We start from the raw sequence: 26,236 nt of genomic DNA on the forward strand, positions 1-26,236 counted from the left end.
CCCGACCCTAGAGCAGGCGGCCGACCGAGGCGAGGGCCGCGCGGAGGAGACCCCCGCGGCCGCCCTCCATCTCGTCGGTGATGCTCGGGGATGCCGCCTCCTCGGGCGTCATCCAGGTGAGTTCCAGGGCGTCCTGCCGCGGCTCGCAGGTGCCGGTGACCGGCACCACGTAGGCGAGCGAGACGGCGTGCTGGCGCTGGTCGTAGTAAGCCGAGACGCCGGGCAGCGGGAAGTACTCCGCGACCTGGAAGGGCACCGGGCTGGCCGGCAGCTGCGGGAACGCCATCGGTCCGAGGTCTTTCTCGAGGTGGCGGAAGAGCGCGTCGCGGAGGGTCTCGCCGTACATCACGCGGCCCGAGACGAGAGTGCGGGCGATGGTGCCGCTCGGCCCCACGCGGAGCAGCACACCCACCTCGACCACCTGGCCGAGCCCGTCGACCCGCACCGGCACGGCCTCGACGTACAGCAGCGGAAGACGCTGCCTGACCTCGGCGAGCTCGGAGTCGCTCAACCAGCCGGAGTTGGGGTCAGGGGTGCGCACGCTCATAGTTCATTCTTACCTACCCGCGCGCACGATTGCGCTTGCGGCGATCGGGCGAGCCGTTGTCGGGGGCGTGGGCGAGGATGGGGGGATGGGCGACGTGCTCGACAGCTTCTCCCCCGCGACCCGGGAGTGGTTCCGTGGCGCCTTCTCGGCGCCCACGGCGGCGCAGGCCGGGGCGTGGGATGCGGTGTCGGGCGGGCAGCACGCGCTCGTCGTGGCGCCCACCGGCTCGGGAAAGACGCTCGCCGCCTTCCTCTGGGCGATCGACCGGCTCGCCTCGACCATCACCGAGGGCGCGCCGCGCAAGACCTCGGTGCTCTACGTCTCACCGCTGAAGGCCCTCGCCGTCGACGTCGAGCGCAACCTGCGCGCGCCGCTCGTGGGCATCACGCAGACGGCGAAGCGGATGGGGGCCGCCCCGCCGGTCATCACCGTGGGCGTGCGCTCGGGAGACACGCCCAGCGGCGAGCGGCGCACCCTCGCGAAGAACCCGCCCGACATCCTCATCACGACGCCCGAGTCGCTCTTCCTCATGCTCACCTCCGCCGCGCGCGAGTCGCTCAGCGAGGTGACCACGGTGATCGTCGACGAGGTGCACGCCGTCGCCGCCACCAAGCGCGGGGCCCACCTCGCGATGAGCCTCGACCGGCTCGACCTGCTCCTCGCCTCCCCCGCTCAGCGCATCGGGCTCTCCGCCACCGTGCGGCCCCGCGAGGAGGTCGCGCGCTTCCTCGCCGGCGGGCGGCCCGTGACGATCGTCGCGCCGCCGTCGACAAAGAAGTTCGACCTGCGGGTGGTGGTGCCGGTCGAGGACATGACGCAGATCCCGCCCGCCGAGTCCGCCTCGCTCGAAGGCTCGGCTGCCGCAGCCTCCGCGCCCGAGCAGGGATCGATCTGGCCGCACGTCGAAGAGGACATCGTCGACCGCATCCTGGAGCATCGCTCGTCGATCGTGTTCGCGAACTCCCGGCGGCTGGCCGAGCGGCTCACCGCCCGGCTCAACGAGATCTTCGCCGAGCGGATGGCGGCGGTCACGGAGGGCGGCGACGCCGACGACGACGACAGCGACGCCGGCGAGCGGGATGCGCGGAGGGCGCCCCGAGAGGCGGTCGGGCAGCCTCGCGCGGGTACCGCATCCGTCGCCCGCATGCCGCTCGTGCGACCTCCCGCGCAGACGATGGGGCAGGCCGGCCAGACCATCGGTGCCGAACCCCTGCTCGCCCGCGCCCACCACGGCTCGGTGAGCAAGGAGCAGCGGGCCATCATCGAGGACGACCTCAAGACCGGGAGGTTGCGCTGCGTGGTGGCGACGTCGAGCCTCGAGCTCGGCATCGACATGGGGGCCGTCGACCTCGTGATCCAGGTGGAGGCGCCACCGTCGGTGGCGAGCGGGCTCCAGCGGGTGGGCCGCGCCGGGCACCAGGTCGGCGAGGTCTCGAAGGGGCTGCTCTACCCGAAGCACCGGGCCGACCTCATCCACTCCGCGGTGGTGTCGATCCGCATGAGCGAGGGCCTGATCGAGACCCTGGCCGTTCCCGCGAACCCGCTCGACATCCTCGCGCAGCAGACCGTGGCGGCCTGCGCACTCGAGCCGATCGATGTCGAGGAGTGGTTCGACGTGGTGCGGCGCAGCGCCTCGTTCACCAACATTCCCCGATCGGCATACGACGCCACCCTCGACCTTCTCGCGGGGCTCTATCCCTCCGACGAGTTCGCCGAGCTGCGCCCGCGACTGGTCTGGGACCGCGACGCCGGCACCCTCACCGGCCGTCCCGGCGCCCAGCGCCTCGCGGTCACGAGCGGCGGCACGATCCCCGACCGCGGGCTCTTCGGCGTCTTCATGGTCGGCGGCGAGCCCACGGATGCCGACCCCGCGCCGGGGTCGGTCGCCACGACCCGTTCCGCGCCGGGCCGACGGGTGGGCGAGCTCGACGAGGAGATGGTCTACGAGTCGCGCGTGGGCGACGTGTTCGCGCTCGGGGCGACGAGCTGGCGCATCCACGAGATCACGCACGACCGCGTGCTCGTGACACCCGCCTTCGGGCAGCCCGGGCGCCTGCCGTTCTGGCGGGGAGAGGGCCTGGGCAGGCCGGCCGAGCTGGGGGCCGCGATCGGCGCGTTCACCCGCACCGTCGCATCCGCTTCGCCCGCCGAGTCCGCGGCGCTGGCCGAGAAGGCGGGGCTGGACGCCTGGGCGGCGTCGAACCTCGTGGCCTTCGTGGCCGAGCAGCAGGCGGCCACCGGCCAGGTGCCGAGCGACCGCACCCTCGTGGTGGAGCGCTTCCACGACGAGCTCGGCGACTGGCGGGTGATTCTGCATTCCCCGTTCGGGATGCAGGTGCACTCGCCGTGGGCGCTGGCCGTGAACGCGCGGATCCGCGAACGCTTCGGCGTCGACGCCAACGCCGTGGCGAGCGACGACGGCATCGTCGTGCGACTGCCCGACACCGAGAGCGAACCGCCCTCGGCCGAGCTCTTCCTCTTCGACGCCGCCGAGCTCGAGCAGATCGTGACCGAGGAGGTGGGCGGTTCGGCGCTCTTCGCCTCCCGCTTCCGCGAGAACGCGGCGCGGGCGCTGCTGCTGCCGCGGCAGAACCCGGGCAAGCGCTCGCCGCTCTGGCAGCAGCGCCAGCGCTCGGCGCAGCTGCTCGAGGTGGCGCGCAAGTATCCGTCGTTCCCGATCATCCTCGAGACCGTGCGCGAATGCCTGCAGGACGTCTACGACCTGCCCGCCCTGCTCGGCATCGCACGCGACATCGAGGCGCGGCGCATCCGGGTGGTGGAGACCGAGTCGACCGAGGCCTCGCCGTTCGCCCGCTCGCTGCTCTTCGGTTACGTGGCCTCGTTCGTCTACGAGGGCGACAGCCCGCTCGCCGAGCGCCGGGCGGCCGCGCTCGCTCTCGACCCGAGTCTGCTCTCCGAGCTGCTCGGGCGCGCGGAGCTGCGCGAGCTCCTCGACCCCGGCGTGATCGAGGAGACCCAGCGCGAGCTCCAGCGCCTCACACCCGAGCGCCGGGCGCGCGACGAGGAGGGGGTGGCCGACCTGCTGCGCCTGCTCGGCCCGCTCACCACGGCCGAGGTGCGGGAGCGCTCGCTCGACTTCGATGTCGAGGCCGCCCTCGGCGAACTCGTGGCCTCGAAGCGCGCACTGCGGGTGAGCTTCGCCGGCACTCCGTGGTGGGCGGCCATCGAAGACGCGGCGCGCCTGCGCGATGCGCTCGGCGTGCCCATCCCGTTCGGGGTGCCCGACGCGTTCATCGCACCGGTCGAGCATCCGGTGCTCGATCTCGTGAGCCGCTACGCGCGGACGCATGCGCCCTTCCTCGCCCAGGAGGCGGCGGCGCGCTTCGGCCTCGGCGTCTCGGTGGTGACGGATGCGCTGCGCCGGCTCGCCGCCGACCGCCGCGTCATGGAGGGCGAGTTCCGCCCGAGCGGGCTCGTGGTGGACGCCGAACGCGTCGGGCAGGCCGGTTCGACGGAGTGGTGCGACGCCGAGGTGCTGCGGCGGCTGCGCAGTCGCTCGCTCGCCGCACTGCGGCACGAGGTGGAGCCCGTCGCCACGCAGACGCTCGCCCGCTTCCTGCCCGCCTGGCAGCACGTGGGCGGCTCGCTCCGCGGGGTCGACGGTGTGCTGACCGTGATCGAGCAGCTCGCCGGCGTTCCCGTGCCCGCCTCGGCCTGGGAGAACCTCGTGCTGCCGGCCCGGGTGCGCGACTACTCCCCCGCGATGCTCGACGAGCTCACGGCGGCGGGAGAGGTGGTGTGGTCGGGCCGCGGGAGCCTGCCGGGCAGCGACGGGTGGGTGGCGTTCCACACACTCGACACGCTGCCGCTCTCCTCCGCGCCGCCGGAGGAGTTCGACGAGACGCCCGTGCACCGCGCGGTGCTCGACGCGCTCGGGCACGGCGGCGCCTACTTCTTCCGCTCCCTGGCCGACGGCGTGGTCGCGACCCTGCAGGCCGAGGCGCCCGAGCGCATCCCCGACGACGCGGCCCTCGTCGGCGCCATCTGGGATCTCGTCTGGGCCGGACTCGTGACGAACGACACCGTCGCCCCTCTCCGCACCCTCACCGGCTCGGGCAAGGCCGCACACAGCACCAAGCGCGCCGCGCCGCGCTCCCGCATGTACCGCGGACGCGGGCTCGCGCGCGCCTCGATGCAGACGCGGGTAGGGCCGCCGACCGCGGGCGGCCGCTGGTCGCTGCTGCCCGCGCCGGTGGCCGATCCCACGCTGCGCGCGCACGCCACGGCCGAGATGCTGCTCGACCGGTACGGCATCGTCACGCGCGGTTCGGTGGTGAGCGAGCGGGTTCCCGGCGGCTTCGCGCTCGTCTATCGCGTACTCAGCCAGTTCGAGGAGAGCGGGCGCTGCCGCCGGGGCTACTTCGTCGAGACGCTGGGCGCCGCGCAGTTCGCGACGGGTGGCACGGTCGACCGGCTGCGCGGGTTCGCTCCGGATGCGATCGGCCGCGACTCCGGCCGCAACCGGCCGCCCGAGGCGGTGACGCTGGCCGCCACCGACCCCGCGAACCCCTACGGCGCATCCTTGCCGTGGCCGACCGTGGAAGGGCACAAGCCCGGCCGCAAGGCGGGCGCCCTGGTGGCCCTCGTCGACGGCGAGCTGGTGCTCTACCTCGAACGCGGCGGCAAGTCGGCGCTCTCCTTCAGCACCGACGAGGAGGAGCTCGCGGTCGCCGCGCGCTCGGTGGCGCACGCCGTGACCTCGGGACGGGTCGACCGGCTGGCCGTCGAACGCGTGAACGGCGACTTCGTGCTCGGCACTCCCGTGGGCGGGGCGCTCGAGACCGCCGGGTTCACGGGCACCCCGAGAGGACTGCGGCTCCGTGCCTGAGGGCGACACCGTCTACCGCACGGCCGTGCACCTCGACGAGGCGCTCCGCGGCCGTCCCCTCACCGTGAGCGATGTGCGGGTGCCGCAGTTCGCCGCGGTCGACCTGCGCGGCGAGGTGGTCGAGGAGGTGGTCTCGCGTGGCAAGCATCTGCTCACGCGTGTCGGTGCGCAGAGCATCCACACCCACCTCAAGATGGAGGGTTCGTGGCACATCTACCGCCACGGAACGGCCTGGCGCCGACCCGCCTACCAGGCGCGGATCGTGCTCGAGAACACCGAATGGGTGACCGTGGGCTTCGATCTCGGCGTGGTGGAGGTGGTCGACCGGGACCGCGAAGACGAGGTGGTGGGGCACCTCGGGCCAGACCTCCTCGGGCCTGACTGGAATCCCGAGGAGGCCGTGCGTCGCCTCGCCGCGGCGGGTGAGCGCGAGATCGACGTGGCTCTGCTCGACCAGCGCAACCTCGCCGGGCTCGGCAACGAGTACGTGAACGAGCTGTGCTTCCTGCGCGGGGTCCTGCCCGAGCGGCCGGTGTCGGCGGTGTCCGACCTCCCGGCCGTCGTGGCGCTCGCCCACCGGCTGATCACGGCCAACCGCGACCGCGTCGAGCGCACCACCACCGGCGACACCCGCCGCGGACAGCAGACCTGGGTCTACGGGCGCGAGGGGCGGCCGTGCCGGCGCTGCGGCACGCGCATCCGCCGCGGCTCGCTCGGGGCGAGCGAGCTCACCGAGCGCGTGACCTACTGGTGCCCCCGGTGCCAGAGCTGACGGCCGGCCGGGCGGACCGCTCGCCGCGTTCGTGCTGCTCGGCTTTCGCATCCCGCGCATCCCCCGCATCCCGCGCATCCCCCGCCTGCGCGTCGAGCGCCACGCGCTGACGCTTCAGCGCCACCTGGCGGTAGGAGGTGTCGACGAGCTCGGCCACGAAGGCCCAGTCGGTGTCGGCGTCGTCGCCCACATCGATGGCGAGCCAGCCCGAGGGCCCGAAGTAGGGCGGCACGAACACGCCCGGCAGTTCGAGCAGGGCTGGACGCTCCTCGGGGTCGGGCTTGAAGACGATGCTCAACGGGCGGTCCATCATGGCGCCGGCGACCACGAAGATCTTCTTGCCCGCCCGGAAGGTGGGCCGCCCCCACGACTCGACCTCCACGGCCTCGGGGAAGCGCGCGCAGATCTCGCGAACCCGCTCGAGAACGGGCTCTCCCGGCTCGAAGAGCGTCGGATGCTCCATGCCGGCCAGGCTACCCACAAGCGCCACCGAGGGCGAGAGTCGATGTTAGATTCGGACGATGAGCGACCTGGATGCCCCTGCTGCCCTCGAACTCGACGACTCGGTGGTGGTCTGGTCAGTGGCGCGGGAGGAGCTCTCGGAGCGTCTCGCGAGTGAACCGCTCGTCGTGGTGATGCACGGTCGCGGCTCGCACGAGGGCGACCTGCCGGGTCTGTTCCCCTCCCTGCCCGAAGGCGTGGTCTATGCCTCGCTCCGCGCCCCGCTGAACGGCGCGCCATACGGCATCGGCGGCTTCACCTGGTTCCCGCCCGGAGTGCCCGCCGATCCCGCTCCCGAGGTGATGGCGGCCGCCGCCGGAGCCGTGCTGGCCTGGCTCGACCGGGTGGAGGCGGAGTTCGGCGCCCCGCCCGCGATCGCCGCGCTCGGGTTCTCGCAAGGCGGCGCGATGTCGATCCACCTGCTGCGTTCCGCCCCTCACCGCTTCGCCGCCGCCGTGAACCTCTCGGGCTTCGCCGCCTCGGGCTCTCTGCCCGGCGACGAGGTGCTCGCCGAACTCCGGCCGCCGCTGTTCTGGGGGCGCGATGTCGCCGACCCGGTGATCGCCGCATCCGGGATCACCCGCACCGAAGCCTTCGTGCCCGGCCACTTCACGGTGACCGCGCGGCTCTACCCGGGCATCGCGCACTCGATCTCGCTCCCGGAGCTGGCCGACGTCTCGCAGTTCCTGCGCTCGGTGCTGCCGGTCGACCCGGCGTCACAGGTTCCCGCGGGTCTGTAGCGGACGGCACCCGGATGGCGAAGAAGGCAAGCGGGACGGCTGCGGGCGGCCCCACGACGGCCGCGACCCAGGCGCTCACGCGGGCGGGCATCCCGTTCACCCCGCACGTCTACACGCACGACGCAGCGGCGACCGATTTCGGTGCAGAGGCGGCGCGGGAGCTGGGCGTCGAGCCGGCCCGTGTGTTCAAGACACTCATGGTGGAGACCGACGGCGGGCTCGGCATCGGCATCGTGTCGGTGCAGGACCAGCTCGATCTCAAGGCCCTCGCCACGGAGCTCGGCGCGAAAAAGGCGGCGATGGCCGACAAGGCGCTGGCCGAACGCAAGAGCGGCTACGTCGTGGGAGGCATCAGCCCGGTCGGGCAGAAGACGCGACTGCCGACCGTGGTCGATTCGGCGGCGCTGGAGTTCGCGACGGTGTTCGTCTCGGGAGGGCGACGCGGCTTCGACATCGAGATCGCCCCGACGGCGCTGCTCGAGGCGGTGGCGGGGCGGACCGCCGTCATCCGGCGGGGCTGAGCGGGCAGGCCGGACGGGATCAGGCGGGGCCGTCGGCCTCGACGCCGTCGACGACCGACGCCGCCCAGCGCCGCAGGAACACCGCGCCGGCCGCATCGTTGACGATCTCCTCGTCGGCGGTCAGCACCTCGTAGGGCTTGTCGGGAACGCCCTCGGACGGGCGCACGTCGACGTGCGCCACCTCGTAGCGTTGCGCGTGCAGCCAGTCGGCCATGGCGTAGTCGCTGCGCGAGTCGCCCACCGTGCGCCAGACGGCCGGCACCGCGCCCGTCGCGGCGATCAGGGCGAGGGCCCGCTCGGCACCGAGGTCCTTGCCGACCTGGACCGACTCGATGTCGGTCGAGATGATCGTGGGGTCGAGACGATAGAGGATGCGCCCGTCGCTCGCGGGGTGCTCCTCCGTTCTCCACACCGCGCCGAGGTCGAGAGTTCTGCACAGATCGAGCACCGCCCGGTCGAACTCGGGCTGCAACGCGAGATAGTCGTCGGAATCGATCTCGGTGCGCTGCTCGACCGAGATCATGGTGCGTTTCGTGTAGTCGAAGAACATCGACTCCGCGAAGCGCGTGGCAACGAGTTCGTCGACGGCGCGCGACAGCTCCACAGGAGGAATGAGGGTCTCATCGATGGACAGATCGCCCACGCCGGCCGGGGTGATGCGGAACCACACCGCGCCCTTCTCGCACACGCCGAACACCCGGGCGTTCTCGGTGAGGCCGCCCTCGACCAGAGGCCCGACGACTTCGCCGCGCAGGAACTCGTCGGAGCGGCCCGTGTTGAACACCACCGGCACGCCGGCGTTGGCGAGGGCCACGAGGTCGGCGGCAATGGACGGGATGGCGATGCTGCGCGTGACGGGGCTGGCGATCGGCCCGTCGACGTCGAGGAGCAGGCCGAGGGCAGGCAGATCAGAGGTCACCGCTCCATTATCGCCGCCGGGTGGGTCAGCCGGCCGCGGTGCGGCCGAACGTGGTGTGCAGTCCGGGGGAGAACAACACCGAGTCGGGCGCCCGGTCGGCCAGCCCGGGAAAACCGGCGGCGGCGAGCAGTTCGTCGTCGAGGAACCGCAGTTCGGCGTCGACGACGGCCCAGGGCGGATGCTCGTTCGGAATGAAGCGGGTGCGGCCGGCCCGCGCCACATGCAGGCCCCAGCGAGCCGTGAGGAACACGGCGAGCTCGTCGTCAGAGCGATCGGCGGTTCCCGGACGGGCCTCGACGACGCAGTGCGGGCCGGGGGCGCCTCCGAAGCCGTCGTCGCCGAACCGCTCGGAGCGATACGAGATGGTGCGGTCGGCTGCCGTGCTGATGCTCATGCGCGCCCAGCGGTAGGGCAGCCCGAACAGGGCGTGGGCGGCCGCGACCGCCGCGAAGCGCGACGACTCGAGGGAACGGAAGACGACTCCCCGACGGCCCGACCCGTCAACCGAGTAGAGCCGCACGTTGATCTCGGGGAAGGTGCCCGCGTACGGGATCGGTCCGAGCGCGCGGAACCCTGGCGCCGTCGCGTTCGCGAGCCGGAACGGGATGAGGCCGACCCAGGTGGAGCCGTCGAAGACGTCCGGCCGCGTGCCCGCGGGCAGAAGGGGCGCCACGATCGCCGGGTCGACCCGCCAGTGCAGGAAGGTGAGCGACTGCCAGTCCTGCTCGTGGAGCACGCCCCCGCGCAGAGCGGGGGCGAGACGCGAGATCGGCTCGGGAGCATCCGGGCCGGGGCTGACCGCCATCAGTCGACGGCGTCGATGCCGATCACGGAGATGTCGATGCCCGGGGAGAGCAGGATGTCGGCACGCTTGTACCGGCCCTCGCCCACGTTGACTTCGAGCCAGACCGGAACGGCCTTCTCCACAGCGGCGCGGATCTCCTCCTTGACCTCGTCGACATCGCGACCCGAGACCGAGTACTGCTTTCCGCCGTACAGGATGTTGATGCGCTTCATGGAGCCCTGCCTTCCGCCGAGACCCAGGCTACCGGGATGGCGGGGATTCCGCGGCGATCCGGCTGCGCATCTCCCGCCCTGCACGGATTGGCTCTACGCTCGTGGTGATGACGACCTCCAGCATTCCGACGCCCTACGAAGACCTCCTGCGCGAGACGCTCGCGCTCGGCACGCCGAAGTCCGACCGAACGGGCACCGGAACCCGCAGCGTGTTCGGCCGGCAGCTCCGCTTCGACCTGAGCGAGGGCTTTCCGCTCGTGACGACCAAGCGCGTGCACTTCAAGTCGGTGGCCTACGAGTTGCTCTGGTTTCTCCGCGGCGAGGGCAACGCCCGCTGGCTGCAGGAGCACGGCGTGACGATCTGGGACGAGTGGGCCGACGAGCAGGGCGAGCTCGGGCCGGTCTATGGCGTGCAGTGGCGGTCGTGGCCCACGCCGAACGGCGAGCACATCGACCAGATCTCCCAGGTGATCGAGACCATCCGCACCGACCCCGACTCGCGCCGCATGATCGTCTCGGCCTGGAACGTGGCCGAGATCCCGCAGATGGCGCTGGCGCCCTGTCACGCCCTGTTCCAGTTCTACGTGGCCGACGGCAAGCTCTCCTGCCAGCTCTACCAGCGCAGCGCCGACCTCTTTCTCGGGGTTCCCTTCAACATCGCGAGCTACGCGCTGCTCACCCACCTGATCGCCGCCCAGACCGGACTCGGCGTGGGCGACTTCGTGTGGACGGGCGGCGACTGCCACATCTACGACAACCACGTCGAGCAGGTGGAACTGCAGCTGAGCCGCGAACCCTTCGCCGCGCCCACCTTGCGGATCGCGCCGGGCCGCGAGAGCGTCTTCGACTACGAGTACGAGGACTTCGAGGTCGTGGGCTACGAGCACCACCCCGCCATCCGCGCGGCCGTCGCCGTATGAGCCTGGCCCTCGTCTGGGCGGAGGCCCGGGGTGGCGTGATCGGCAGCGGCGGGACGATTCCGTGGCACCTGCCCGAAGATCTGGCTCGATTCCGCGAGCTCACGACGGGAGCCACGGTCGTGATGGGCCGGCGAACCTGGGACTCGTTGCCCGAGCGGTTCCGGCCGTTGCCGGGGCGGGAGAACATCGTGGTCACGCGTCAGCCGGGGTGGCAGGCGGTGGGGGCACGGACCGCCCACTCGCTCGAGGGGGCGCTCGCGCTGGCCGGAGCCGAGGCATCCGTGTGGGTGATCGGCGGCGGAGAGATCTACCGCGAAGCGCTGCCGCTGGCCAGCCGCCTCGAGATCACCGAGGTGGATCTCGACGTGCCGGGTGACACTCTGGCGCCTCTGGCGGTCATCGATGACGCGGCGATGCCGGATGAGAGCTCCTGGCAGCAGACGATGCAGCCGGAGTCAGGATGGTTCGAGTCACGCACGGGGCTGCGCTACCGATTCCGCACGCTCATTCGACAAGCGCGCTGATCGTCGAGCCGATCCGGAGGAGATCGGCGCCACGGCAGTCGGCGACACGGCGCTCGGCGCTAGTGGTCGGTCTCCTGCTCGGCCGGCTCGCCGGCGAGCGTGACCACGACGATCGTGATGACGGCGCCGATCACCGCGAACCCGAACGCGGCGACCGCGATCCAGTCCATGATGCCCCCCAGAACGTCGTCGGGCGGCAGGGTCAGGACGACGTCGCCCGGGCCGGGTGAACTCATCGTCGATGCTGTGATCGAGAGCACCACGTCGAGAAGGAACAGCCCGGCGCCCACCAGATAGGCGACGCGGAGCAGGACCACGAGGCGGCCGAGACGCGAGTTCACGATCCAACGATACGACGTGGACGCTCGGCGGCGCATCGCCCTCCTACCCCAGGCAGGAGCGCACGATGCGCCGCACGAGGCTCAGACCGCGGCCTGCTGACGGCGCGGGAGCTTCCAGCCTGGGCGCACGTAGTGGCAGGTGTAGCCGTTCGGGTAGCGCTCCAGGTAGTCCTGGTGCTCGGGCTCGGCCTCCCAGAACGCCCCGGCGGGAACCACCTCGGTCACGACCTTGCCCGGCCACAGACCGGAGGCGTCCACATCGGCGATGGTGTCGAGCGCGACCTCCTTCTGGGAGGCGTTCTCGTAGTAGATGCCTGAGCGGTAACTCGTGCCGATGTCGTTGCCCTGACGGTTCTTCGTCGACGGGTCGTGGATCTGGAAGAAGAACTCCAGCAGCTCGCGGTAGCTCGTGGCCGCCGGGTCGTAGGTGATCTCGATCGCCTCGGCGTGGGTGCCGTGGTTGCGGTAGGTGGCGTTCGGCACGTCTCCTCCGGTGTAGCCGACACGCGTGTCGAGCACGCCCGGGCGGCGGCGGATGAGGTCTTCCATGCCCCAGAAGCAGCCTCCGGCGAGGACGGCCTTCTCGGTGGTGGTCGAGGCGGTGGTGGTCGAGGTGCTGGTGTCGGTCATCGTGCGTTCTCCTTGGTGGATGCGGTGGTGCCCTCGAACAGGGCGAGATAGTCGCCGTATCCCTCGGCCTCGAGCTCGGCGAGCGGCACGAAGCGGAGTGCGGCGGAGTTGATGCAGTAGCGGAGCCCACCGGCCTCGGCCGGCCCGTCGTCGAACACGTGCCCGAGATGGCTGTCACCATGGGCGGACCGCACCTCGGTGCGCGTCATGCCCCAGCTGCGGTCCTTCTTCTGCACCACGTTGGCGGCGTCGATCGGAACGGTGAAGCTCGGCCAGCCCGACCCCGAGTCGAACTTGTCGACCGAGGCGAACAGGGGTTCGCCGGAGACGACGTCGACGTAGATCCCGGCGTCGTGGTTGTTCCAGTACTGATTGCGGAACGCCGGCTCGGTCACGTCGTCCTGGGTGACGCGATACTGCTGCGGCGTGAGACGGGCGAGCGCCTCGGGGGTCTTGCGGTACTCCTGTGTCACGGAATCCTCCTCGGATTCGCGTCGCTGGCTGCGACGGTCACTCAGTAGAACGCCCGTTCCCCCGCGGTTGGTCCCGCACTCAGCGAACTGCCAGCTACGGTCGGCGCCGGGCATCGCGGTACCCTGCACGCATGGGATTCACGCGGGCCGAACTCGACTCCTTCCGCGGGGCGAGCATCCCCGACGTGATCGGGCCGGGCCTCCGGATGCTCCTCGTCGGCATCAACCCCGGCCTCCACACGGCGGCGGTGCAAGCCCCGTTCAGCCGACGCGGCAACCGCTTCTACCCGGCTCTCTACCGGGCGGGCATCACCGACCATCTGATCGACGCTTCCGAGGGCTTCCGGCCCGGCGACCGGGAGCACCTGGTCGAACGCGGTCTCGGCATCACGACCTTGGTGGCCGGGGCGACCGCCCGGGCAGACGAGTTGAGCGACGCCGAACTGGTCGCCGGGGGTGCCGCACTCCTCGCGAGGCTGCCGTCGCTGCATCCGGCCGTCGTCGCCGTGCTCGGCATCACCGCGTTCCGCACCGCCTTCGGCCGGCCGCGCGCCACTCCGGGCCGGCAGTCCGACGATCTCGCCGGCTTCGAGCTCTGGGTGGTGCCGAACCCGAGCGGACTCAATGCCCACGAGACGGTCGACACGCTCGCGACCGCCTACCGGCGGGCGGCGGTCGCGGCGGGCATCGAGGTCTTCCCCCAGCCGCCGCTCCGGCCGGCGGCGCGGTAGCCCGACCCGCACGCGCTCCCGGGCACCCGACCGAGTGCCCGGGAGACGGAATCAGAGCGACCCGGTTCGACGCCGCCGCGCGAGGGATGCACCACCGACGGCGATCGCCCCGAGGGCGGCGAGCAGCAGGATCCCGGCCGGCAGGCCCGCCCGCGGAGGCCGCGGCCGCCACCGATGTCCCGGCCCCGGCCTCGGCGACCGGAGTCGCAGGAACGTTCGGGCCCTCCTCGCCGACCGTCAGCGCAGCCGAGACCTGGCTGCCGTCGGCGAGCACGACGACGACATGGTGCAGCCCCGCCGGCGTTCCGGCGGGGATCACGGCTTCGAAGCTCAATCGGCCGTCGGCGGGGACCACCACAGAACCCAGCTGGACCGGGGTGGAATGCAGCTCGATCCCGACGGTCGAACCCGGCGCGAATCCCGCGCCGGAGAGCACCACCGAGCCGCCCGCCGCGACGTCGGCGACGGAGAGCGCGAGGGTGGGCGTGCCCCCGCCGACGGGAGCGACATCGACCGGGGTCGTGTGCGACGACTCCACATTTCCTGCGACGTCGGTGGAGACGACCGCGACGTCGTGCTGCCCGACGTCGGAGATCGTGAATGGCGCGGTGTACTGCTGCCAGTCGCCGGTGTCGATCCGGTAGCGGGTGTCGGCCACTCCCGACACCGCATCGGATGCGGCGATCGACACGGTCGCAGACCCGGAACCCGGCGTCGAGATCACCGTGCTGGTCGGCGGCGTGGCGTCGCGTTTCACCGTGATGTCCTGCGGCGCCGAGACATTGCCCAGCGTGTCGGTGGCGCGGAACTCGTACCGCGTCTCACCCTCGCCCGCGGCGATCGGAGCGGCGTAGGGGCTCCACGTGCCGGTGTCCCCGATCCGGTACTCGACGCCGGCGACCCCGGACGGGTCGCTCGCCGTCGCCCCGACCCGGGTCTCGCCGACATACCAGCCAGCGGCACCGTCGGCGACGGCGGGGGACGTGGTGACCGCGAGCTCGGGGCCGACCTCGTCGGGCGCCGTCGGGTCGCTCACCATCAGCCAGCTCAACTGGACGTCATGCCCGCGCGTCGGGGCGAGGGAGAACGTCAGCTTCCCGTCTGCGCCGACCACGGCATCCGGATACGTTGCGGCCTGGTCGGCGGAGTCGTAGTCGTGGTCGTGCTCGACGAGGGTGCCGTTGATCGAGACATCGGCCCCCCGGTCGTCCCAGGGCCAGGGGTCGGCATACCCGGCGTAGACGGTGTACGACCCAGGCCGAAGCCCGTCGAGCTCGTAGCTGAGGTCACTCCCCCCGGTCGCGTAACGCAGCGTCGAGTAGATGTCCCCCGCGGCGTCGCCCGACACCCCGTTGGCGTCGCCGAGGTAGCCCCAGTTCTTGCCGCTCTGCGGATCTGCGCCGAAGGACTGATCGCCCGCGGTGTTGTACACCGGGCCGGCCGCGCGCGCGGCGGCGATGATCGCCGTCCAGTCGGCGGTCTGCTGCCCTCCGGCGTCCACCACGTAGCGGAGGCCGGGAGGGAGGACCGGGACGGACCTCGAGAAGGTGCGGCCGCCGAAGTCAGGGAGCGTTCCGGTGATCGTCACCATGCCCGGCCGGTCGAGCGCCCCATCGACGGCCCAGGTGACCGGCTGTACGGTGTCGGCACCGTTCTGGCGCACCGTCACGGTGGGTGGTCGGCGCCTGTCCGATCGTGAGCGAGGCCGGAGCCCCGGTCACGTCCCAGGCAGCCCACTGCCCCAGCTGGTCGAGGGTCCACTCGTCCCAGACCTCGACCCCGAACGTGGTGCCGCCTTCGGACATATTGATCGGCAACCACACCATCGGGGCGTTCGCGAGATCGTCGGCATTGTTCCAGCGGTCGCCCATGTAGATGTACTTGCCGTTGGCGGGGTCGAGCGGGATGACGGAGGTCGGCTGCGTGTTCCACGACGTGCTCTGCGCCCACCACGGGAACGGATTGCCTTGCACCGCCCAACCGCCCCCGAGAATCGACGTCGACGAGGCGTATTCGGCCGGGTTGGGCGACCACCCGGTGGCCCTCGAGGTCATCAGGAAGTAGGTGTCGCGGTACTTGAACATGGCCGGAGCCTCCCGCGACCAGCCGATGAACAGGCGCCGGTAGTCGCGTCCCTCCACCGCCTGAGCCGGATCGGTGGCCAGCGCCGTGTAGTCGGCATCCAGTTTGGAGATGAACATGGTCGCGTTCTCCTCGCTGGAATAGATGATGTATGCGGTGCCGTCGTCGTCGACGAAGAGGTTCATGTCGCGGGCCATGCCCGGGTTCCCCGGGGCCTTGTTCGTCGGGTCGTCCGGCGAGGCGTAGTCGAGTCGTGAACTCCCGAGGTATTTGAACGGTCCGTACGGGGAGTCGGAGATGGCGACGCCGGCGTTGGCTTTGGCGTACTGCGCGTTCGACCAGGCGGACGGCCCGTCGGCGTGCACCCACATCACCCATTTGCCGGTGGCCTCGTTGTGGATGACCTTCGGGCGCTCGAGGATGGCGGGGTTCACATCCGGGTCGGTCTGGACGGTTCCGAGGTCGCGGTACACCGCGGTGCGCTGCTCGTCGGTATCGTTCCCGTAGAGAGCGGCGAAATAGGGGTCGCTCACGAACTGGTCGGCGGACGACATCGCGCGGAGGGCGACGCCCTGGTCGGTCCAGTTGTAGAGGTCGTACGAGCTGTACACGTGCACGCCGGGCGAGGAGTGATAGCCGTTGGTGCGATCCTCGCCGTAGAGGTAGTAGATCGTGCGGCCGTCGGAATCGGTGGACGGCACGACCTGACCGCCGTGCGCCTGGATCGCCGCGCCGTTGTCGTCGACCCAGGGCTGGCCCGGTCGGATGCTGGAATAGGTCTCGGCCGCCGGGTTCGCCGCCGCGACGTCAGCCGCGCGCGCCGGCTCGGCTGAGATCGCGAGCGGGACGACCGCTCCGGCCAGTAGGACGGCCGCGGTCACCGCCGAAGCGAAGGAAGTGCGCGATCGGATGGGGGAGATCGACATCGTTGTCCTCTCGAGTGTTAACGCAAACATCTATGTTCACGTAAACATGAATAGCGGACGCCCCACCGCCGCGTCAAGCCCCGATGCGCCGCGCCCGGTGACTCCGACGAGCCACCGGGTCACCCCGGCTCAGTGCACGAACGCTTTGAGCAGCACGAACACCACGCCGAACGACGCCGTCACGAGGGCTCCGAGGATGCGCACCCAGAACGCGCTCCCCCGCCGGAGGAAGGCGACATAGCCGAGGAGGGCCAGGATGACGACGCCCGACCACAGCGCGATGTCGATGGCCACCACGTCGGGCACCACCTTGAGGATGCCCGCCGCGAGCACCAGGCACGGGATGGCGGCCGCGCTCAGCATGCCGAACGAGTGCCGCACCGACTGGCCGAAAGCCCGCCGGAGCCCGGGATGCGCCTCATCGTGCACTTCGCCGACCTCGGCGAGCCGCGCCACGGTGCCGGAGTACACGTGCGCACCCCAGAACACCAGCACGGTGATCGCCACGGTGAGCAGCACGACACCGGAGGTCTCACCGTGCGCCGAGGACACCGCCACGAGTCCGCTCACCAGGATGGTGCCGTACACGGCGGCCTCGGTTCCGAAGCCAGGGCGCAGCACCCGGTGCATGCGCAGGATGCTGCGGTCGGCGGCGCTCGGCGTGCTCATGCGACGAGCTTATTGGCGGCCGATGTCCGCCCGCGCGGGAATCAGATCGCCGGATGCGCGTCAGTACGCCTGCTGGATCGACGCGGCCACCTTGCCCACGTCGTCGTTCGCGGCGAACACGCCCTCGACGTCGGCGAAGACACTGCTGTTCGCCATGATCGTGAAGGCGAAGTGCCGGCCGCCCTTGGTCTCGATGTAGCCACCGAGGGCCTTGGTGGACAGGAAGTAGCGGTTCGCGTTGAAGGGATCGACGCTCGCGAGCGTGCCGGTCTTGCCGACGACCTTGCCCGCAGCGGGGCTGCCGGCCTGCACGGTGCTGAGCGAACCGTCGACGCCGAGGCCGGGCATGGTCGACCGCCACTGGTCGGCGTCGGAGCGCTTGGCCATGATGCTCTGCAGCTGCACCTGGTTGTTCGCGGTGATGCGGTTGCCCGGCAGGCCGGATCCGTCGACGAGAACGGCCTGGCTGGTGTCGAGGCCGGCCTTCGACCAGATGGCGGAGGCCTGCTTGAGACCGTCGGCGCACTTCGTGCTGCCCGCCTCCACGGCCAGGCGGCAGATCAAGGTCTGCGCGCCGCGGTTGTAGCTGATCTTCATCGTGTAGGTGGCCTCCTGCAACAGAGGCAGGCTGGTGAGTTCGGCGACGGAGGGCAGGGCGTCGACGCTCGCCTTGTCGGGCAGGGCGGCATCCGGGTTCTTCGACGTCGGGTCGGCGGTCACCGTCACGCCGGCCCGGCCCAGCGCCTCGATGTAGGCGGTGCGGGCGAAGGTGGCGGGGTCGTCGAACTCGTAGACCTTGAGGATCGGGCCGGCATCGGCCGCGATCGTGCCGGTGAGCACGATCGTCTTCTCGTCGGGCGACGTCACCGTGACGTCGGTGTCGCCGCCCGCCGCGACGGTCGTGACCCGGTCGTCGATGGTCCAGGGCGCGACCACCGGGCTCATCGCCGCGGTGGAGGGCCGGCCTTCGGCGCCCGGGGTGATCGTGATGTCGATGACGTTCTGGTTGATGATGATCGGCGTCACCGGCTGGCCGACGAGCTGTGCCGGGTCCCACAGCCGGTCGTCGACGATGACGTCGCCCGACACGGCGTCGATTCCGGATGCCTTCACCTGCTGCGCGAGCTCGTTCAGTCCCGTGAGCGGGTCTTCGGGGGTCAGGGTCGCCCCGGGGATGCCGTTGGCGTCGTTGTGGTCGAGGTTCGTGAAGTCGACCGTGCCGTCGGCCTTGGTGCGGCCGCCCATGGTGAGGTCGCCCTTTCCGACGAGCACGAGGTCGCCGTTCAGGGTTCCGTTCACCACCTGGCCGGTGGCCTTCACGGGCGTCGTGATGGTGGAGTCGGGCCCGAACTGCTGCCAGGCGGCGCCGATGCTGTAGGTCTTCACGATCGAACCGGGCTCGGAGAAGGTGTCGGCGTTGAGCGAGACGATCTGCTCGCCGGTGTCGAGGTCCTGCACCGAGACCGCCCACCGACCGTTGGCGTAGGCCGGCTGGTTCATCACGTCGAGGGCCGCCTGATCGAGGCCGGCCACACTCGTGAGGGTGCCGCCGGCTCCGGAGCTGGAGCCGGCAGGGGCGCTCGCGTCGGCGGTGCACGCCGTGAGCCCCAGGAGCGCGACCGCGGCGACACTCGCGCCGATCAACCGGGAGGTTCTGCCGAACAGCATGCGTGGGCTCCTTCGAAACGGGGCGTCGCACCGGCGTGCTCGAGCGCGCGGCCGACCTCTATACCCCGATGATGGCAGCCCGCAGCCTCGACGTCACCGTCAGCCGTTCCCCGCGGACACGCTGGCGCGCACCTCGTCGACCAGCGCGGCCACCACGGGTCGCCGGCTCTGGCCGCGGCGGGTCGCGAGCGACACCACCCAGGGTCCGATCGGCTCGGTCAGCGGCACCCGCACGCATCCGTCGCTCACCACCAGATCGGGCACGACGGCCACTCCGAGGCCGGCTGCCACGCAGGGCCCGACGGCCGGCAGTTCGGCGAGTTCCGCCGCGATGTGGCGCACGATGCCGCGCTCGGCGAACGCGCGCTCGACCGTGACCCGGTTGCCGAACCCGGGCTGCATGTCGACCCAGTCGTCGTCGGCCAGCTGGGCGAGCGAGACCGAGGAGGCTCCGGCCAGGGGATGCGCGGGCGGCAGCAAGGCGACGAACGGGTAGCTCACCAGCGGCCAGCTGTCGAACGCGGGCGACGGGGGCAGAGCCGTGAGCGCGAGGTCGAGGCGGCCGTGCACGAGGTCGTCGGCGAGTCCGGTCGACCCGGTCGGAGACACGGTCAGCTGGAGATCGACTCGCGGGTGGCGCCGCCGGAAGCGGCCGAGCAACCCGGGCAGGTCGAGCAGTTGCAGCGCGGCGAAGGTGCCGATGCGCACCCGGCCGCGGAACCCCGCGACCGACTCCGGAGCCGCCTCGCGCAGCACGGTCACCTCGTCGAGCACGCGCCGCGCCAGGGGCAGCAGCTCTTCTCCGGCGGGCAGCAGGCGAACGGCCTTGGTGCTCCGCTCGAACAGGGTGACGCCGAGTTCGGACTCCAGGCTGCGCAGCCCTGCCGAGACGGTGGACTGCGCCGCGTAGAGGCGGGCGGCGGCGCGGGTGACGTTGAGTTCGTCGGCGACGGCGACGAAGTACTCCAGCAGGCGCGTCTCCACGTGCTGATCATAGATGAAGCCGATGACTGTGTGCATTGAAACTCGTTGGACTCGATGACTAAGAGCGCGCATCATCGAGTCATGACCATCACGTCCATCCCCCTGCAGACCACTCCGGAGCCCGCCATCGATCGGCCCGCCTCACGCCGGGGCCTCCGGCTCCCCCATCGCGCAGGCTTCTGGGTGACGGCCGTCGCCTTCCTCGTGATGATGGCGTTCAACACGGTGCCCACCCCGCTCTACGCGCTCTACCAGCAGCGCGACGGGTTCCCCACCGTGATGATCACGGTGGTGTTCGCGGCCTACTCGATCGGTGTGATGGTCGCGCTCTACCTCGCCGGGCACCTGAGCGATCGCCTGGGCCGGCGCCGCATCATCCTGAGCTCGGTGCTGATCGAGGTGGTGGCCGCCGTGCTCTTCCTTCTCTGGCCCTCGGCCGTGGGACTGGTGGTGGCGCGCTTCGTGGCCGGGCTCGGCATCGGGATGCTCACCGCCACCGCGACCGCGCACCTGGCCGACCTGCGGCGCATCAGCCACCCCGCCGCCACCATCGGCTTCGCCGCGACCATCGCGGGCGTGGCGAACATGGGCGGTCTCGCGCTCGGGCCGCTGATCGGCGGGCTCTTCGCCGAGTGGGCGCCGCAGCCGCTCGTGGCGCCCTACCTCGCCTTCCTCGCCGCGCTGGTGGCGATCGGATTCGCCTACGCCTTCGTTCCCGAGACCGTGGAGCGCGGCCGGGTGCACGGCCCGTACCGGCCGCAGCGCGTGCGGGTGCCGGCCGAGAGCCGCCGCGCCTACTGGGCGGCGGGCATCGGCGCCTTCGCGGCCTTCGCCGTCACGGGGCTGTTCGGCTCGGTGGCGCCCACCTTCCTCGCGCAGCTGCTGCACCAGAGCGACCACCTCGTGGCCGGGATCGTGTCGTTCTCGGTCTTCGGCGCCGCGGCGCTCGCGCAGGTGGTGTTCGCGCGGCTGTCGACGCGCACGCAGCTGTGGATCGGCGTGCTGGCGATGGTGGCGGGCCTCCTCGCTCTCGGCGTCGCCGACCTCACCGTCTCGGCCGCGCTCTTCGTGGGCGGCGGAGTGGTGGCCGGCGCGGGCGTCGGTCTCGTCTTCCGCGGAGCACTCGCCACGGCCGGCTCGCTCGGCACCGCGGCGAACCGCAGCGAGATCACCGCGGGCATCTTCCTGCTCGCCTTCGCCGGCATGACCGTGCCGCCGCTGCTCGTGGGAGCTGCCCTGCTGGTGCTGCCGCTGGTGCCCGCCTTCCTCGGGTTCGTGGTGCTGGTGCTGGCGCTCATCGTGTGGGCCGGGCCCTCGATGATCCGGGCCGTCGCCCGCTGAGCCCGCTCGGCGCGAACAGCGCGACCTCGATGCGACCGTCCTCGTAGCGCGAAGCCTAAGATTCAATCCGGACGACGTCCCGAGCAAGGGAGATTCACGGTGGAGCAGGGTGGCCGGAAGTGGGAGTCTGCGAGTTCCTTGAGCGGGCTGTGGACCGCGGCGGCGCGCGCCAGGGAGTCCTCCCGCACCGATGCGCTGTTCGAAGACGACCTCGCAGGTGACCTGGCAGGAGAACAGGGATGGCTGCAGCTCGCGGCTCGTGAAGCAGACGGCATCGAGAATCCCTACCTGCCCGTTCGCACTCGCTTCTTCGATGACGTCATCCGCGCCTCGGTCGGACCCGCTCACCAGGTCGTTCTCCTCGGCGCCGGGATGGACACGCGTGCTTTTCGCCTGACGCTCCCGCCCCGCACGACGATCTTTGAAATCGACCGCGCAGAAGTGTTCGACTACAAGGAACATGCCCTCGCCGGCACTGTCGCACCCGGCGAGCGTCGCGTGGTGCCGGCCGATCTTCGCGGGGAGTGGTTCACGGAGCTCACCCGGGCGGGCTTTCGCAGCACCGCTCCCACACTCTGGATTGCTGAGGGGCTCCTGTTCCACCTCCCGACGCCCGCGGTTCGAACGCTGCTGCGTCAGGCCGCGGAAGGCAGCGCGCCGGGCTCCGATTTCGTTGCCGATGTCTTCGGAAAGGGGTTGCTGCACCTTCCTTCGATGCGACCGCTCATCGACGCGAGGCGTGCGGCCGGCGCCGAGCCCCCGTTCTGCACAGACCAGCCACGCGAGCTCTTCGCCGACTGCGGATGGCCGGAGGTACAGGTCATCCCCGCCTTCCACATCGGCGCGCGACTGGGTAGGCACACCCCGAGCGCAGAGCCCCTGACACCTCGTCCGAGCACGCTCACCAGCAGTTTCATCACTGCCCGCTCACAGAAAGACGAGTAGCCCGGAAATGCAGCGAGATCACCGCGGGCGTCTTTCTGCTCGCCTTCGCCGGCATGACCGTTCCGCCGCTGCTCGTGGGAGCTGCCCTGCTCGTGCTGCCACTGGTGCCCGCCTTCCTCGGGTTCGTGGTGCTGGTGCTGGCGCTCATCGTGTGGGCCGGGCCCTCGATGATCCAGGCCGTCGACCGCTGAGCCCGGCCGGCAGTTCGACCGCCCGCGCGCCAGCCCGTCAGCCCGCGGGACAGCCCCCGGGAGGCGGGCTCCGGGGCGCATACTGAGGGAGTGCGCATGCTGGGCGGTGACCTCGTACCCCATCCGGGGTCGGGTCGGGGAGAGCCCTCACCTGGGCGCGCTCTCGTCTGGCCGCTAGCTCGAGCCGATGACCAGTCGGGGAGCTCAGGGCTCGGGGTGTGCTTCAGCGACGACCACGGCGTGATCGTCACGCGCCATCTCGACATGATCGCTTCCGACACGATCCCGGCGGTCGGTGAATGGAAGAGCGTCATCGTGGTGCTGGCGTCCCATCCGGGCGACATCCACACCGCGATCGATGTGGGACGCGTCAACGGCTGGATTCCCGTCGCCACCTCCGCTCCGGCCGACGACACCACCATCGGGTACGCCGTGGGCGTGGGCATCTCGACCACCTGATCTTCCGACGTCGACGGGAGCTACTGGGGCCGGCCAGCGAGCCGGCGCGCGACGCCTAGCGGAACAGGCTGAGGAAATCGAAGAAGTCGAGGATGCCGCCCGGAACGTCGCGTTTGCGCAGCCGGCCTCGCCGGTTCTGGAGGAATTCCTGGTCGTTCTCCCGGTCGCGTCGGCGCCTCGAGCTCGCCGCACGCTCGTGCCTCTCGGCACGTTCGATGCGGCGCTCCTCGCGTTGGGCGCGGAACCATTCGGCCGGTGTCTGCATGTCGCGAAACTAGCAGCCCTGGAAGGATGTCAGCACGGGATCGTAAATGGAGCGAAATTTTCCGTGCACCACGGCGGCCTGCCGATCCGGCCGCCCCACGCAGCTAGGCTCTCTTGCAACACCCTCCGAGCATCGCACACCACGAAAGGACAGTCCCGTGACCGTCATCGTCATCCTCCTCGTCCTCTGGGCCGTGCTCACGGTCGTCGGGTTCGCAATCCAGGGCCTTCTCTGGCTGGGGATCATCGGCATCATCCTCCTCGTCGGCACGCTCGTGTTCGGCCTCGTCCGTCGAAGCGTCGGCAAGAAGAAGCGCCAAGCCTGAAACCGGCGGTCGGCCCACACCAGGCAGATGCGCCCGCTCGGTAGCCACCTTCGCCGATTGAGCATCGGCGGCACCATCCGAGTGGGCGCTCATCGCTCCGGCGCCTCGAGCTCTGTGGCCGGGTCGGTGTATGCGCTGGCCGTGGTCACGGGGCTGTCATGGCCGCCAGTGTCGTGCTGAGCTCGGATGCGGCGGCGGCGTCGAGGTAGAACGTCACCCTGGGGTGGCGCTGCAACAGCGATGCTGGGTGTGAGAGATCCGCGGGTTCTTCGATGGCTCGACGGACCGCGTCTGCTTTGTCGATGCCGTTGGCTACGAGAACGATTGACCTGGCCGCCATGATCGTCGCGAGCCCCTGCGTCATCGCCTGGGTAGGGACATGGTCGATGCTGGGAAAGAAGCGACTGTTGGCGGAGCGGGTCTCGCCAGTCAGGTCGACGACACGGGTTCGTGAATCCACTGGCGATCCTGGCTCGTTGAAGCCGATGTGACCGTTGCCTCCGATACCGAGGATCTGGAGGTCTATGCCGCCCTGCAAGGCGATTTCGGCCTCGTAGGCGGTGGCGGCTCGGCAAAGGTCCAGTGCGAGCCCTTCGGGTACCCGTACTCTCGCGGCATCCATGTTGAGGGGAGCGGTGACGTCACGCTGAACGATGGAGTGATAACTCTCCGGGTGCTGATAATCGAGGCCGACGTATTCGTCGAGGGCGAACGCTGATGCTGAACGGAGATCTAGCTGGCCTGCCTGGACGAGGTGCCCCAACGCACGGTACAGCGGCTGTGGTGAACTTCCGGTGGCCACGCCGAGAACCAGATCCGGTCTTTGAGCGGCGGTGACGGCGATGGCTTTCGCGGCAGCAGTCGCGGCATCGTCTGCACTGTCGTAGATGGCGATCTTCATGAGGCGAGTCCGGTGATGTAGGAGACTATTTCGTTGCGGCTGGTGTCGGCCAGCGCACGCGTGGCGACCTGGGTTCCACGCCGGAGGACGGTGACGGTGTCAGCGATGCGAAAGACCTGGTCGAGATTGTGGCTGACGATGAGAACGGCGGCTCCGCGGGCTTTCAGCTTCAGGATCGTTTCTTCCACTTTGGCGGTCTCCGCAACACCCAGCGCGGCGGTGGGTTCGTCCATGAGGACGAGGCCCTTGGCGTAGTGCGTCGCGCGGGCGATAGCGATCCCCTGCCGCTGGCCGCCGGAAAGGGCTTTGATGTTCGATCTCGGGGACGGGATCCGCACGTCGAGTTCGTCGATCATGGTCTGGGTTCGCTGCGCCATGGTCTTGCGGTCGAGGATCCGTAGGGGTCCTCGGACAAGTTCACGGCCGAGGAACATGTTCATGTACACGGGCTGGTTGTCGACGAGCGCGAGGTCTTGATAGACGACTTCGACACCCTTGCCGCGCGCGTCCGACGCGTCTTTGAAGGTGACCTGTTCGCCGTTGAGATAGATCTGGCCGGCGCTTGGCGGGAACAGGCCGGAGATGATCTTGACGAGAGTGGACTTTCCGGCACCGTTGTCGCCGACGAGTGCGACGATTTCACCGGGCCGGACTTGAAGGTCGAAGTGCTTGATCGCGACGACCCCGTCGAAATGTTTGGAGATCCCTTCGATTCGGAGGGGCAAATTCTTGGTCGTCGGCGCGGACCTGTTCTCGTTGCTGATGTCGGTCATGATGTCCTCAGTCGTTGAGCTATCGGAGCTAGATGGGCCAGGTCGTCGGCGAGCCGTCGGCAAACCAGATGTTCTGCACCCGGGGGGTGTTGCTGGATATTCCGGAGACAGCTGCGGTGTAGCCGCGGGTGACGAACGCTTGGATCCGGAATCCGAAGACGACGCTGTCGCCGGTGCGGATTGTGGTCTCGTCGGGGTCGAGTTGGCCGTAGTAGTCGATCGCGGTCGCGGGCGGAAGTTCCACGTCGACCTGATGGACCGTGTCGGCGTCTGCACCGACGAGGGCGCGCATTTGGTAGGGCGGGAAGACGGGGTCGACGTACATGCCTCCGCCGAAGCAGTACGCCCGGCCGCGTGCGAAGTGGCTGACTTCCGAGAGGTAGCAGACGGCGGGGGTTTCGGGGACGTCGTCACGGTAGGCGTGCAACGGGGTCGTTCCGGTGAGCGCATGGCCGGGTTCGACCTGGGTGGCGCCGGCGCCGGCGAGGGCTTCGAGCATGATGGTGGAAGTCGTTCCCGGGGCGTTCACCTGGAAGTCCCTGCGCCCGGAGTTTCGGAGTGCCTCGGCTGTCCGCTCCAAGGTTCTGAGGTTCTTCGTTTGCCTGATGGCGCGGGTCTCGGTGTCGAAGACGAGGGCGGGGAAGGTGGTGATTCCGCCGAAGTGGCCGCCGTTCAGGGCATCCAGTCGGTCGGCGACGTCGACGATCCGGGCTGCGTCGAATCCCCCCTCGTGGCCGGAGTAGAACTCGTCGCCCACATCCTGCACCCGCGCCAGGAGTCGCTGACTTCTGCCTAGATCGTGAGCGGCCGCAGCGGCCTCCTCTGCTTTGTCGTCACTGAACACCGTCCAGTTGTGCGGGGCCATCGCAGCTGCGGCTGCGGCCTCGGCGCGAGGCACTTGGACGAGGTGTCCGAGGTGACCGAGTTGCATCCCGGCGGCGACGGTGGCTCGTGCGCAGGCCATGTCCACCGCGACGCTCGCGGGGATTCCCGCCTCGATCAGCGCTTTCGAGACATCTGGGTTCCGGCCGATCTGCTTGGTCATGGCGAAGACCGTCAGCCCGAGCCTGGTGGCCTCGGCGCTGATGATCTGAGCATTGCGGGTGATCGCATCCAGATCGAGGACGAATGTGTTGGCAGGGAGTTTTCCGGCTTGGTGCAGCGTGATGGTGGCGTTGATCAGTCCGGGATTCCGTGATCTCAGGGCGTCGAGGAACATGTC

Annotated in this window: 29 protein-coding genes; 12 read left to right on the plus strand and 17 right to left on the minus strand. The window is 70.2% G+C overall.

The annotated features are described in order from the left end of the window. Positions 1-7: 7 nt before the first annotated feature. On the minus strand, positions 8-547 hold the full coding sequence (locus VD659_RS11940) for an NUDIX hydrolase family protein (RefSeq protein WP_137838817.1): 540 nt from the start codon (positions 545-547) through the stop codon (positions 8-10). 85 nt (positions 548-632) lie between these two features. On the opposite strand from VD659_RS11940, the gene VD659_RS11945 reads away from it, so the two are divergent. Further along, positions 633-5,396, plus strand: a complete 4,764-nt coding sequence (locus tag VD659_RS11945) for an Lhr family ATP-dependent helicase (RefSeq protein ID WP_423261280.1) — start codon at positions 633-635, stop codon at positions 5,394-5,396. Then, positions 5,389-6,168 carry a DNA-formamidopyrimidine glycosylase family protein gene (locus tag VD659_RS11950; RefSeq protein WP_423261281.1) on the plus strand — a complete coding sequence of 260 codons (780 nt, stop codon included), beginning with the start codon at positions 5,389-5,391 and terminating at the stop codon, positions 6,166-6,168. The genes VD659_RS11945 and VD659_RS11950 overlap by 8 nt, the downstream gene beginning before the upstream one ends. Here VD659_RS11950 and VD659_RS11955 read toward each other — a convergent pair. Then, positions 6,125-6,631, minus strand: a complete 507-nt coding sequence (locus VD659_RS11955) for an MmcQ/YjbR family DNA-binding protein (RefSeq protein ID WP_423261282.1) — start codon at positions 6,629-6,631, stop codon at positions 6,125-6,127. The two genes, VD659_RS11950 and VD659_RS11955, sit on opposite strands and share 44 nt — an antisense overlap. 58 nt (positions 6,632-6,689) lie before the next feature. Here VD659_RS11955 and VD659_RS11960 point away from each other — a divergent pair, with 58 nt between their 5' ends. Both VD659_RS11960 and ybaK read left to right on the plus strand, forming a co-directional pair. After that, positions 6,690-7,409, plus strand: coding sequence for an alpha/beta hydrolase (locus VD659_RS11960; RefSeq protein WP_423261283.1), 720 nt, complete (start codon positions 6,690-6,692; stop codon positions 7,407-7,409). 14 nt (positions 7,410-7,423) lie between these two features. Further along, positions 7,424-7,930 carry a Cys-tRNA(Pro) deacylase gene (ybaK, locus tag VD659_RS11965; protein WP_423261285.1) on the plus strand — a complete coding sequence of 169 codons (507 nt, stop codon included), beginning with the start codon at positions 7,424-7,426 and terminating at the stop codon, positions 7,928-7,930. 19 nt (positions 7,931-7,949) lie between these two features. On the opposite strand, the gene VD659_RS11970 is transcribed toward ybaK, so the two are convergent. The 3 genes from VD659_RS11970 to VD659_RS11980 are packed head-to-tail and all read right to left on the minus strand — an operon-like array spanning position 7,950 to position 9,866. Next, positions 7,950-8,849, minus strand: coding sequence for a hypothetical protein (locus VD659_RS11970; protein WP_423261286.1), 900 nt, complete (start codon positions 8,847-8,849; stop codon positions 7,950-7,952). A 25-nt stretch (positions 8,850-8,874) separates the two neighbouring features. Continuing rightward, positions 8,875-9,654 carry a YqjF family protein gene (locus VD659_RS11975; protein ID WP_423261288.1) on the minus strand — a complete coding sequence of 260 codons (780 nt, stop codon included), beginning with the start codon at positions 9,652-9,654 and terminating at the stop codon, positions 8,875-8,877. Then, positions 9,654-9,866 carry a hypothetical protein gene (locus VD659_RS11980; protein ID WP_423261290.1) on the minus strand — a complete coding sequence of 71 codons (213 nt, stop codon included), beginning with the start codon at positions 9,864-9,866 and terminating at the stop codon, positions 9,654-9,656. Before VD659_RS11980 ends, VD659_RS11975 begins: the two co-directional genes overlap by 1 nt. A 107-nt stretch (positions 9,867-9,973) precedes the next feature. On the opposite strand from VD659_RS11980, the gene VD659_RS11985 reads away from it, so the two are divergent. Together VD659_RS11985 and VD659_RS11990 are read left to right on the plus strand one after the other, a co-directional pair. Continuing rightward, positions 9,974-10,786 (plus strand): thymidylate synthase, encoded by an 813-nt coding sequence (locus tag VD659_RS11985; RefSeq protein ID WP_423261291.1) that lies wholly within the window; start codon positions 9,974-9,976, stop codon positions 10,784-10,786. Then, positions 10,783-11,310 carry a dihydrofolate reductase gene (locus VD659_RS11990; RefSeq protein WP_423261293.1) on the plus strand — a complete coding sequence of 176 codons (528 nt, stop codon included), beginning with the start codon at positions 10,783-10,785 and terminating at the stop codon, positions 11,308-11,310. The genes VD659_RS11985 and VD659_RS11990 overlap by 4 nt, the downstream gene beginning before the upstream one ends. A 59-nt stretch (positions 11,311-11,369) precedes the next feature. Here VD659_RS11990 and VD659_RS11995 read toward each other — a convergent pair whose 3' ends face one another. The 3 genes from VD659_RS11995 to msrB all read right to left on the minus strand — a co-directional run bounded on the left by VD659_RS11995 (position 11,370) and on the right by msrB (position 12,754). Beyond that, positions 11,370-11,651, minus strand: a complete 282-nt coding sequence (locus tag VD659_RS11995; RefSeq protein WP_423261294.1) for a hypothetical protein — start codon at positions 11,649-11,651, stop codon at positions 11,370-11,372. Between the two features lie 81 nt (positions 11,652-11,732). Further along, positions 11,733-12,281, minus strand: a complete 549-nt coding sequence (gene msrA / locus VD659_RS12000) for a peptide-methionine (S)-S-oxide reductase MsrA (protein ID WP_423261296.1) — start codon at positions 12,279-12,281, stop codon at positions 11,733-11,735. Then, positions 12,278-12,754 carry a peptide-methionine (R)-S-oxide reductase MsrB gene (gene msrB / locus VD659_RS12005; RefSeq protein ID WP_423261297.1) on the minus strand — a complete coding sequence of 159 codons (477 nt, stop codon included), beginning with the start codon at positions 12,752-12,754 and terminating at the stop codon, positions 12,278-12,280. The genes msrA and msrB overlap by 4 nt, the downstream gene beginning before the upstream one ends. A gap of 131 nt (positions 12,755-12,885) precedes the next feature. Between msrB and VD659_RS12010 the strand changes: the two genes are divergently transcribed. Next, complete coding sequence (locus VD659_RS12010; protein ID WP_423261298.1) at positions 12,886-13,485, plus strand: mismatch-specific DNA-glycosylase; 600 nt, start codon at positions 12,886-12,888, stop codon at positions 13,483-13,485. On the opposite strand, the gene VD659_RS12015 is transcribed toward VD659_RS12010, so the two are convergent. The 5 genes from VD659_RS12015 to VD659_RS12035 all read right to left on the minus strand — a co-directional run bounded on the left by VD659_RS12015 (position 13,376) and on the right by VD659_RS12035 (position 19,850). Continuing rightward, positions 13,376-15,154: an OmpL47-type beta-barrel domain-containing protein gene (locus VD659_RS12015; RefSeq protein WP_423261299.1), complete on the minus strand. Its 1,779-nt coding sequence runs from the start codon at positions 15,152-15,154 to the stop codon at positions 13,376-13,378. The genes VD659_RS12010 and VD659_RS12015 overlap by 110 nt on opposite strands. Then, entirely contained in the window at positions 15,048-16,493 is a 1,446-nt protein-coding gene (locus VD659_RS12020) for a glycoside hydrolase family 43 protein (protein WP_423261300.1), read from the minus strand. Before VD659_RS12020 ends, VD659_RS12015 begins: the two co-directional genes overlap by 107 nt. Before the next feature lie 129 nt (positions 16,494-16,622). Further along, complete coding sequence (locus VD659_RS12025) at positions 16,623-17,162, minus strand: hypothetical protein (RefSeq protein WP_423261301.1); 540 nt, start codon at positions 17,160-17,162, stop codon at positions 16,623-16,625. Between the two features lie 60 nt (positions 17,163-17,222). Then, entirely contained in the window at positions 17,223-18,830 is a 1,608-nt protein-coding gene (gene dacB / locus VD659_RS12030) for a D-alanyl-D-alanine carboxypeptidase/D-alanyl-D-alanine endopeptidase (protein ID WP_423261302.1), read from the minus strand. Between the two features lie 99 nt (positions 18,831-18,929). Further along, positions 18,930-19,850 (minus strand): LysR family transcriptional regulator, encoded by a 921-nt coding sequence (locus VD659_RS12035; RefSeq protein ID WP_423261303.1) that lies wholly within the window; start codon positions 19,848-19,850, stop codon positions 18,930-18,932. Between the two features lie 45 nt (positions 19,851-19,895). Between VD659_RS12035 and VD659_RS12040 the strand changes: the two genes are divergently transcribed. The 4 genes from VD659_RS12040 (at position 19,896) to VD659_RS12055 (ending at position 22,750) form a co-directional block, all read left to right on the plus strand. Next, positions 19,896-21,155: an MFS transporter gene (locus tag VD659_RS12040; RefSeq protein ID WP_423261305.1), complete on the plus strand. Its 1,260-nt coding sequence runs from the start codon at positions 19,896-19,898 to the stop codon at positions 21,153-21,155. Positions 21,156-21,293: 138 nt separating this feature from the next. Beyond that, complete coding sequence (locus tag VD659_RS12045) at positions 21,294-22,100, plus strand: SAM-dependent methyltransferase (protein ID WP_423261306.1); 807 nt, start codon at positions 21,294-21,296, stop codon at positions 22,098-22,100. A 53-nt stretch (positions 22,101-22,153) separates the two neighbouring features. Then, positions 22,154-22,291, plus strand: a complete 138-nt coding sequence (locus tag VD659_RS12050) for a hypothetical protein (RefSeq protein WP_423261307.1) — start codon at positions 22,154-22,156, stop codon at positions 22,289-22,291. Positions 22,292-22,507: 216 nt separating this feature from the next. Continuing rightward, a complete protein-coding gene (locus VD659_RS12055) occupies positions 22,508-22,750 on the plus strand; it encodes a hypothetical protein (RefSeq protein ID WP_423261308.1) in 243 nt (80 codons plus the stop codon). Between the two features lie 55 nt (positions 22,751-22,805). On the opposite strand, the gene VD659_RS12060 is transcribed toward VD659_RS12055, so the two are convergent. Beyond that, a complete protein-coding gene (locus tag VD659_RS12060; RefSeq protein ID WP_423261309.1) occupies positions 22,806-23,015 on the minus strand; it encodes a hypothetical protein in 210 nt (69 codons plus the stop codon). 157 nt (positions 23,016-23,172) lie between these two features. On the opposite strand from VD659_RS12060, the gene VD659_RS12065 reads away from it, so the two are divergent. Continuing rightward, positions 23,173-23,340, plus strand: a complete 168-nt coding sequence (locus VD659_RS12065) for a hypothetical protein (RefSeq protein WP_423261310.1) — start codon at positions 23,173-23,175, stop codon at positions 23,338-23,340. Positions 23,341-23,485: 145 nt separating this feature from the next. On the opposite strand, the gene VD659_RS12070 is transcribed toward VD659_RS12065, so the two are convergent. The 3 genes from VD659_RS12070 to VD659_RS12080 are packed head-to-tail and all read right to left on the minus strand — an operon-like array spanning position 23,486 to position 26,233. Further along, entirely contained in the window at positions 23,486-24,241 is a 756-nt protein-coding gene (locus tag VD659_RS12070) for a glucosamine-6-phosphate deaminase (RefSeq protein WP_423261311.1), read from the minus strand. Beyond that, on the minus strand, positions 24,238-25,014 hold the full coding sequence (locus VD659_RS12075; RefSeq protein ID WP_423261313.1) for an ATP-binding cassette domain-containing protein: 777 nt from the start codon (positions 25,012-25,014) through the stop codon (positions 24,238-24,240). The genes VD659_RS12070 and VD659_RS12075 overlap by 4 nt, the downstream gene beginning before the upstream one ends. 28 nt (positions 25,015-25,042) lie before the next feature. Continuing rightward, a complete protein-coding gene (locus VD659_RS12080) occupies positions 25,043-26,233 on the minus strand; it encodes an alanine racemase (protein ID WP_423261315.1) in 1,191 nt (396 codons plus the stop codon). Positions 26,234-26,236 lie beyond the last annotated feature (3 nt).

This window comes from Herbiconiux sp. 11R-BC (genome assembly GCF_049472555.1).
Lineage (GTDB): Bacteria > Actinomycetota > Actinomycetes > Actinomycetales > Microbacteriaceae > Herbiconiux.

What these genes read in the sequence shown, in the direction of transcription:
- VD659_RS11940 (WP_137838817.1), bottom strand. Translation starts at nt 547, where the DNA reads ATGAGCGTGCGCACCCCTGACCCCAACTCCGGCTGGTTGAGCGACTCC.
- VD659_RS11945 (WP_423261280.1), top strand. Translation starts at nt 633, where the DNA reads ATGGGCGACGTGCTCGACAGCTTCTCCCCCGCGACCCGGGAGTGGTTC.
- VD659_RS11955 (WP_423261282.1), bottom strand. Translation starts at nt 6,631, where the DNA reads ATGGAGCATCCGACGCTCTTCGAGCCGGGAGAGCCCGTTCTCGAGCGG.
- VD659_RS11960 (WP_423261283.1), top strand. Translation starts at nt 6,690, where the DNA reads ATGAGCGACCTGGATGCCCCTGCTGCCCTCGAACTCGACGACTCGGTG.
- ybaK (WP_423261285.1), top strand. Translation starts at nt 7,424, where the DNA reads ATGGCGAAGAAGGCAAGCGGGACGGCTGCGGGCGGCCCCACGACGGCC.
- VD659_RS11975 (WP_423261288.1), bottom strand. Translation starts at nt 9,654, where the DNA reads ATGGCGGTCAGCCCCGGCCCGGATGCTCCCGAGCCGATCTCGCGTCTC.
- VD659_RS11980 (WP_423261290.1), bottom strand. Translation starts at nt 9,866, where the DNA reads ATGAAGCGCATCAACATCCTGTACGGCGGAAAGCAGTACTCGGTCTCG.
- VD659_RS11985 (WP_423261291.1), top strand. Translation starts at nt 9,974, where the DNA reads ATGACGACCTCCAGCATTCCGACGCCCTACGAAGACCTCCTGCGCGAG.
- VD659_RS11990 (WP_423261293.1), top strand. Translation starts at nt 10,783, where the DNA reads ATGAGCCTGGCCCTCGTCTGGGCGGAGGCCCGGGGTGGCGTGATCGGC.
- msrA (WP_423261296.1), bottom strand. Translation starts at nt 12,281, where the DNA reads ATGACCGACACCAGCACCTCGACCACCACCGCCTCGACCACCACCGAG.
- VD659_RS12010 (WP_423261298.1), top strand. Translation starts at nt 12,886, where the DNA reads ATGGGATTCACGCGGGCCGAACTCGACTCCTTCCGCGGGGCGAGCATC.
- VD659_RS12020 (WP_423261300.1), bottom strand. Translation starts at nt 16,493, where the DNA reads ATGTCGATCTCCCCCATCCGATCGCGCACTTCCTTCGCTTCGGCGGTG.
- VD659_RS12025 (WP_423261301.1), bottom strand. Translation starts at nt 17,162, where the DNA reads ATGAGCACGCCGAGCGCCGCCGACCGCAGCATCCTGCGCATGCACCGG.
- dacB (WP_423261302.1), bottom strand. Translation starts at nt 18,830, where the DNA reads ATGCTGTTCGGCAGAACCTCCCGGTTGATCGGCGCGAGTGTCGCCGCG.
- VD659_RS12035 (WP_423261303.1), bottom strand. Translation starts at nt 19,850, where the DNA reads ATGCACACAGTCATCGGCTTCATCTATGATCAGCACGTGGAGACGCGC.
- VD659_RS12040 (WP_423261305.1), top strand. Translation starts at nt 19,896, where the DNA reads ATGACCATCACGTCCATCCCCCTGCAGACCACTCCGGAGCCCGCCATC.
- VD659_RS12050 (WP_423261307.1), top strand. Translation starts at nt 22,154, where the DNA reads ATGACCGTTCCGCCGCTGCTCGTGGGAGCTGCCCTGCTCGTGCTGCCA.
- VD659_RS12060 (WP_423261309.1), bottom strand. Translation starts at nt 23,015, where the DNA reads ATGCAGACACCGGCCGAATGGTTCCGCGCCCAACGCGAGGAGCGCCGC.
- VD659_RS12070 (WP_423261311.1), bottom strand. Translation starts at nt 24,241, where the DNA reads ATGAAGATCGCCATCTACGACAGTGCAGACGATGCCGCGACTGCTGCC.
- VD659_RS12075 (WP_423261313.1), bottom strand. Translation starts at nt 25,014, where the DNA reads ATGACCGACATCAGCAACGAGAACAGGTCCGCGCCGACGACCAAGAAT.
- VD659_RS12080 (WP_423261315.1), bottom strand. Translation starts at nt 26,233, where the DNA reads ATGTTCCTCGACGCCCTGAGATCACGGAATCCCGGACTGATCAACGCC.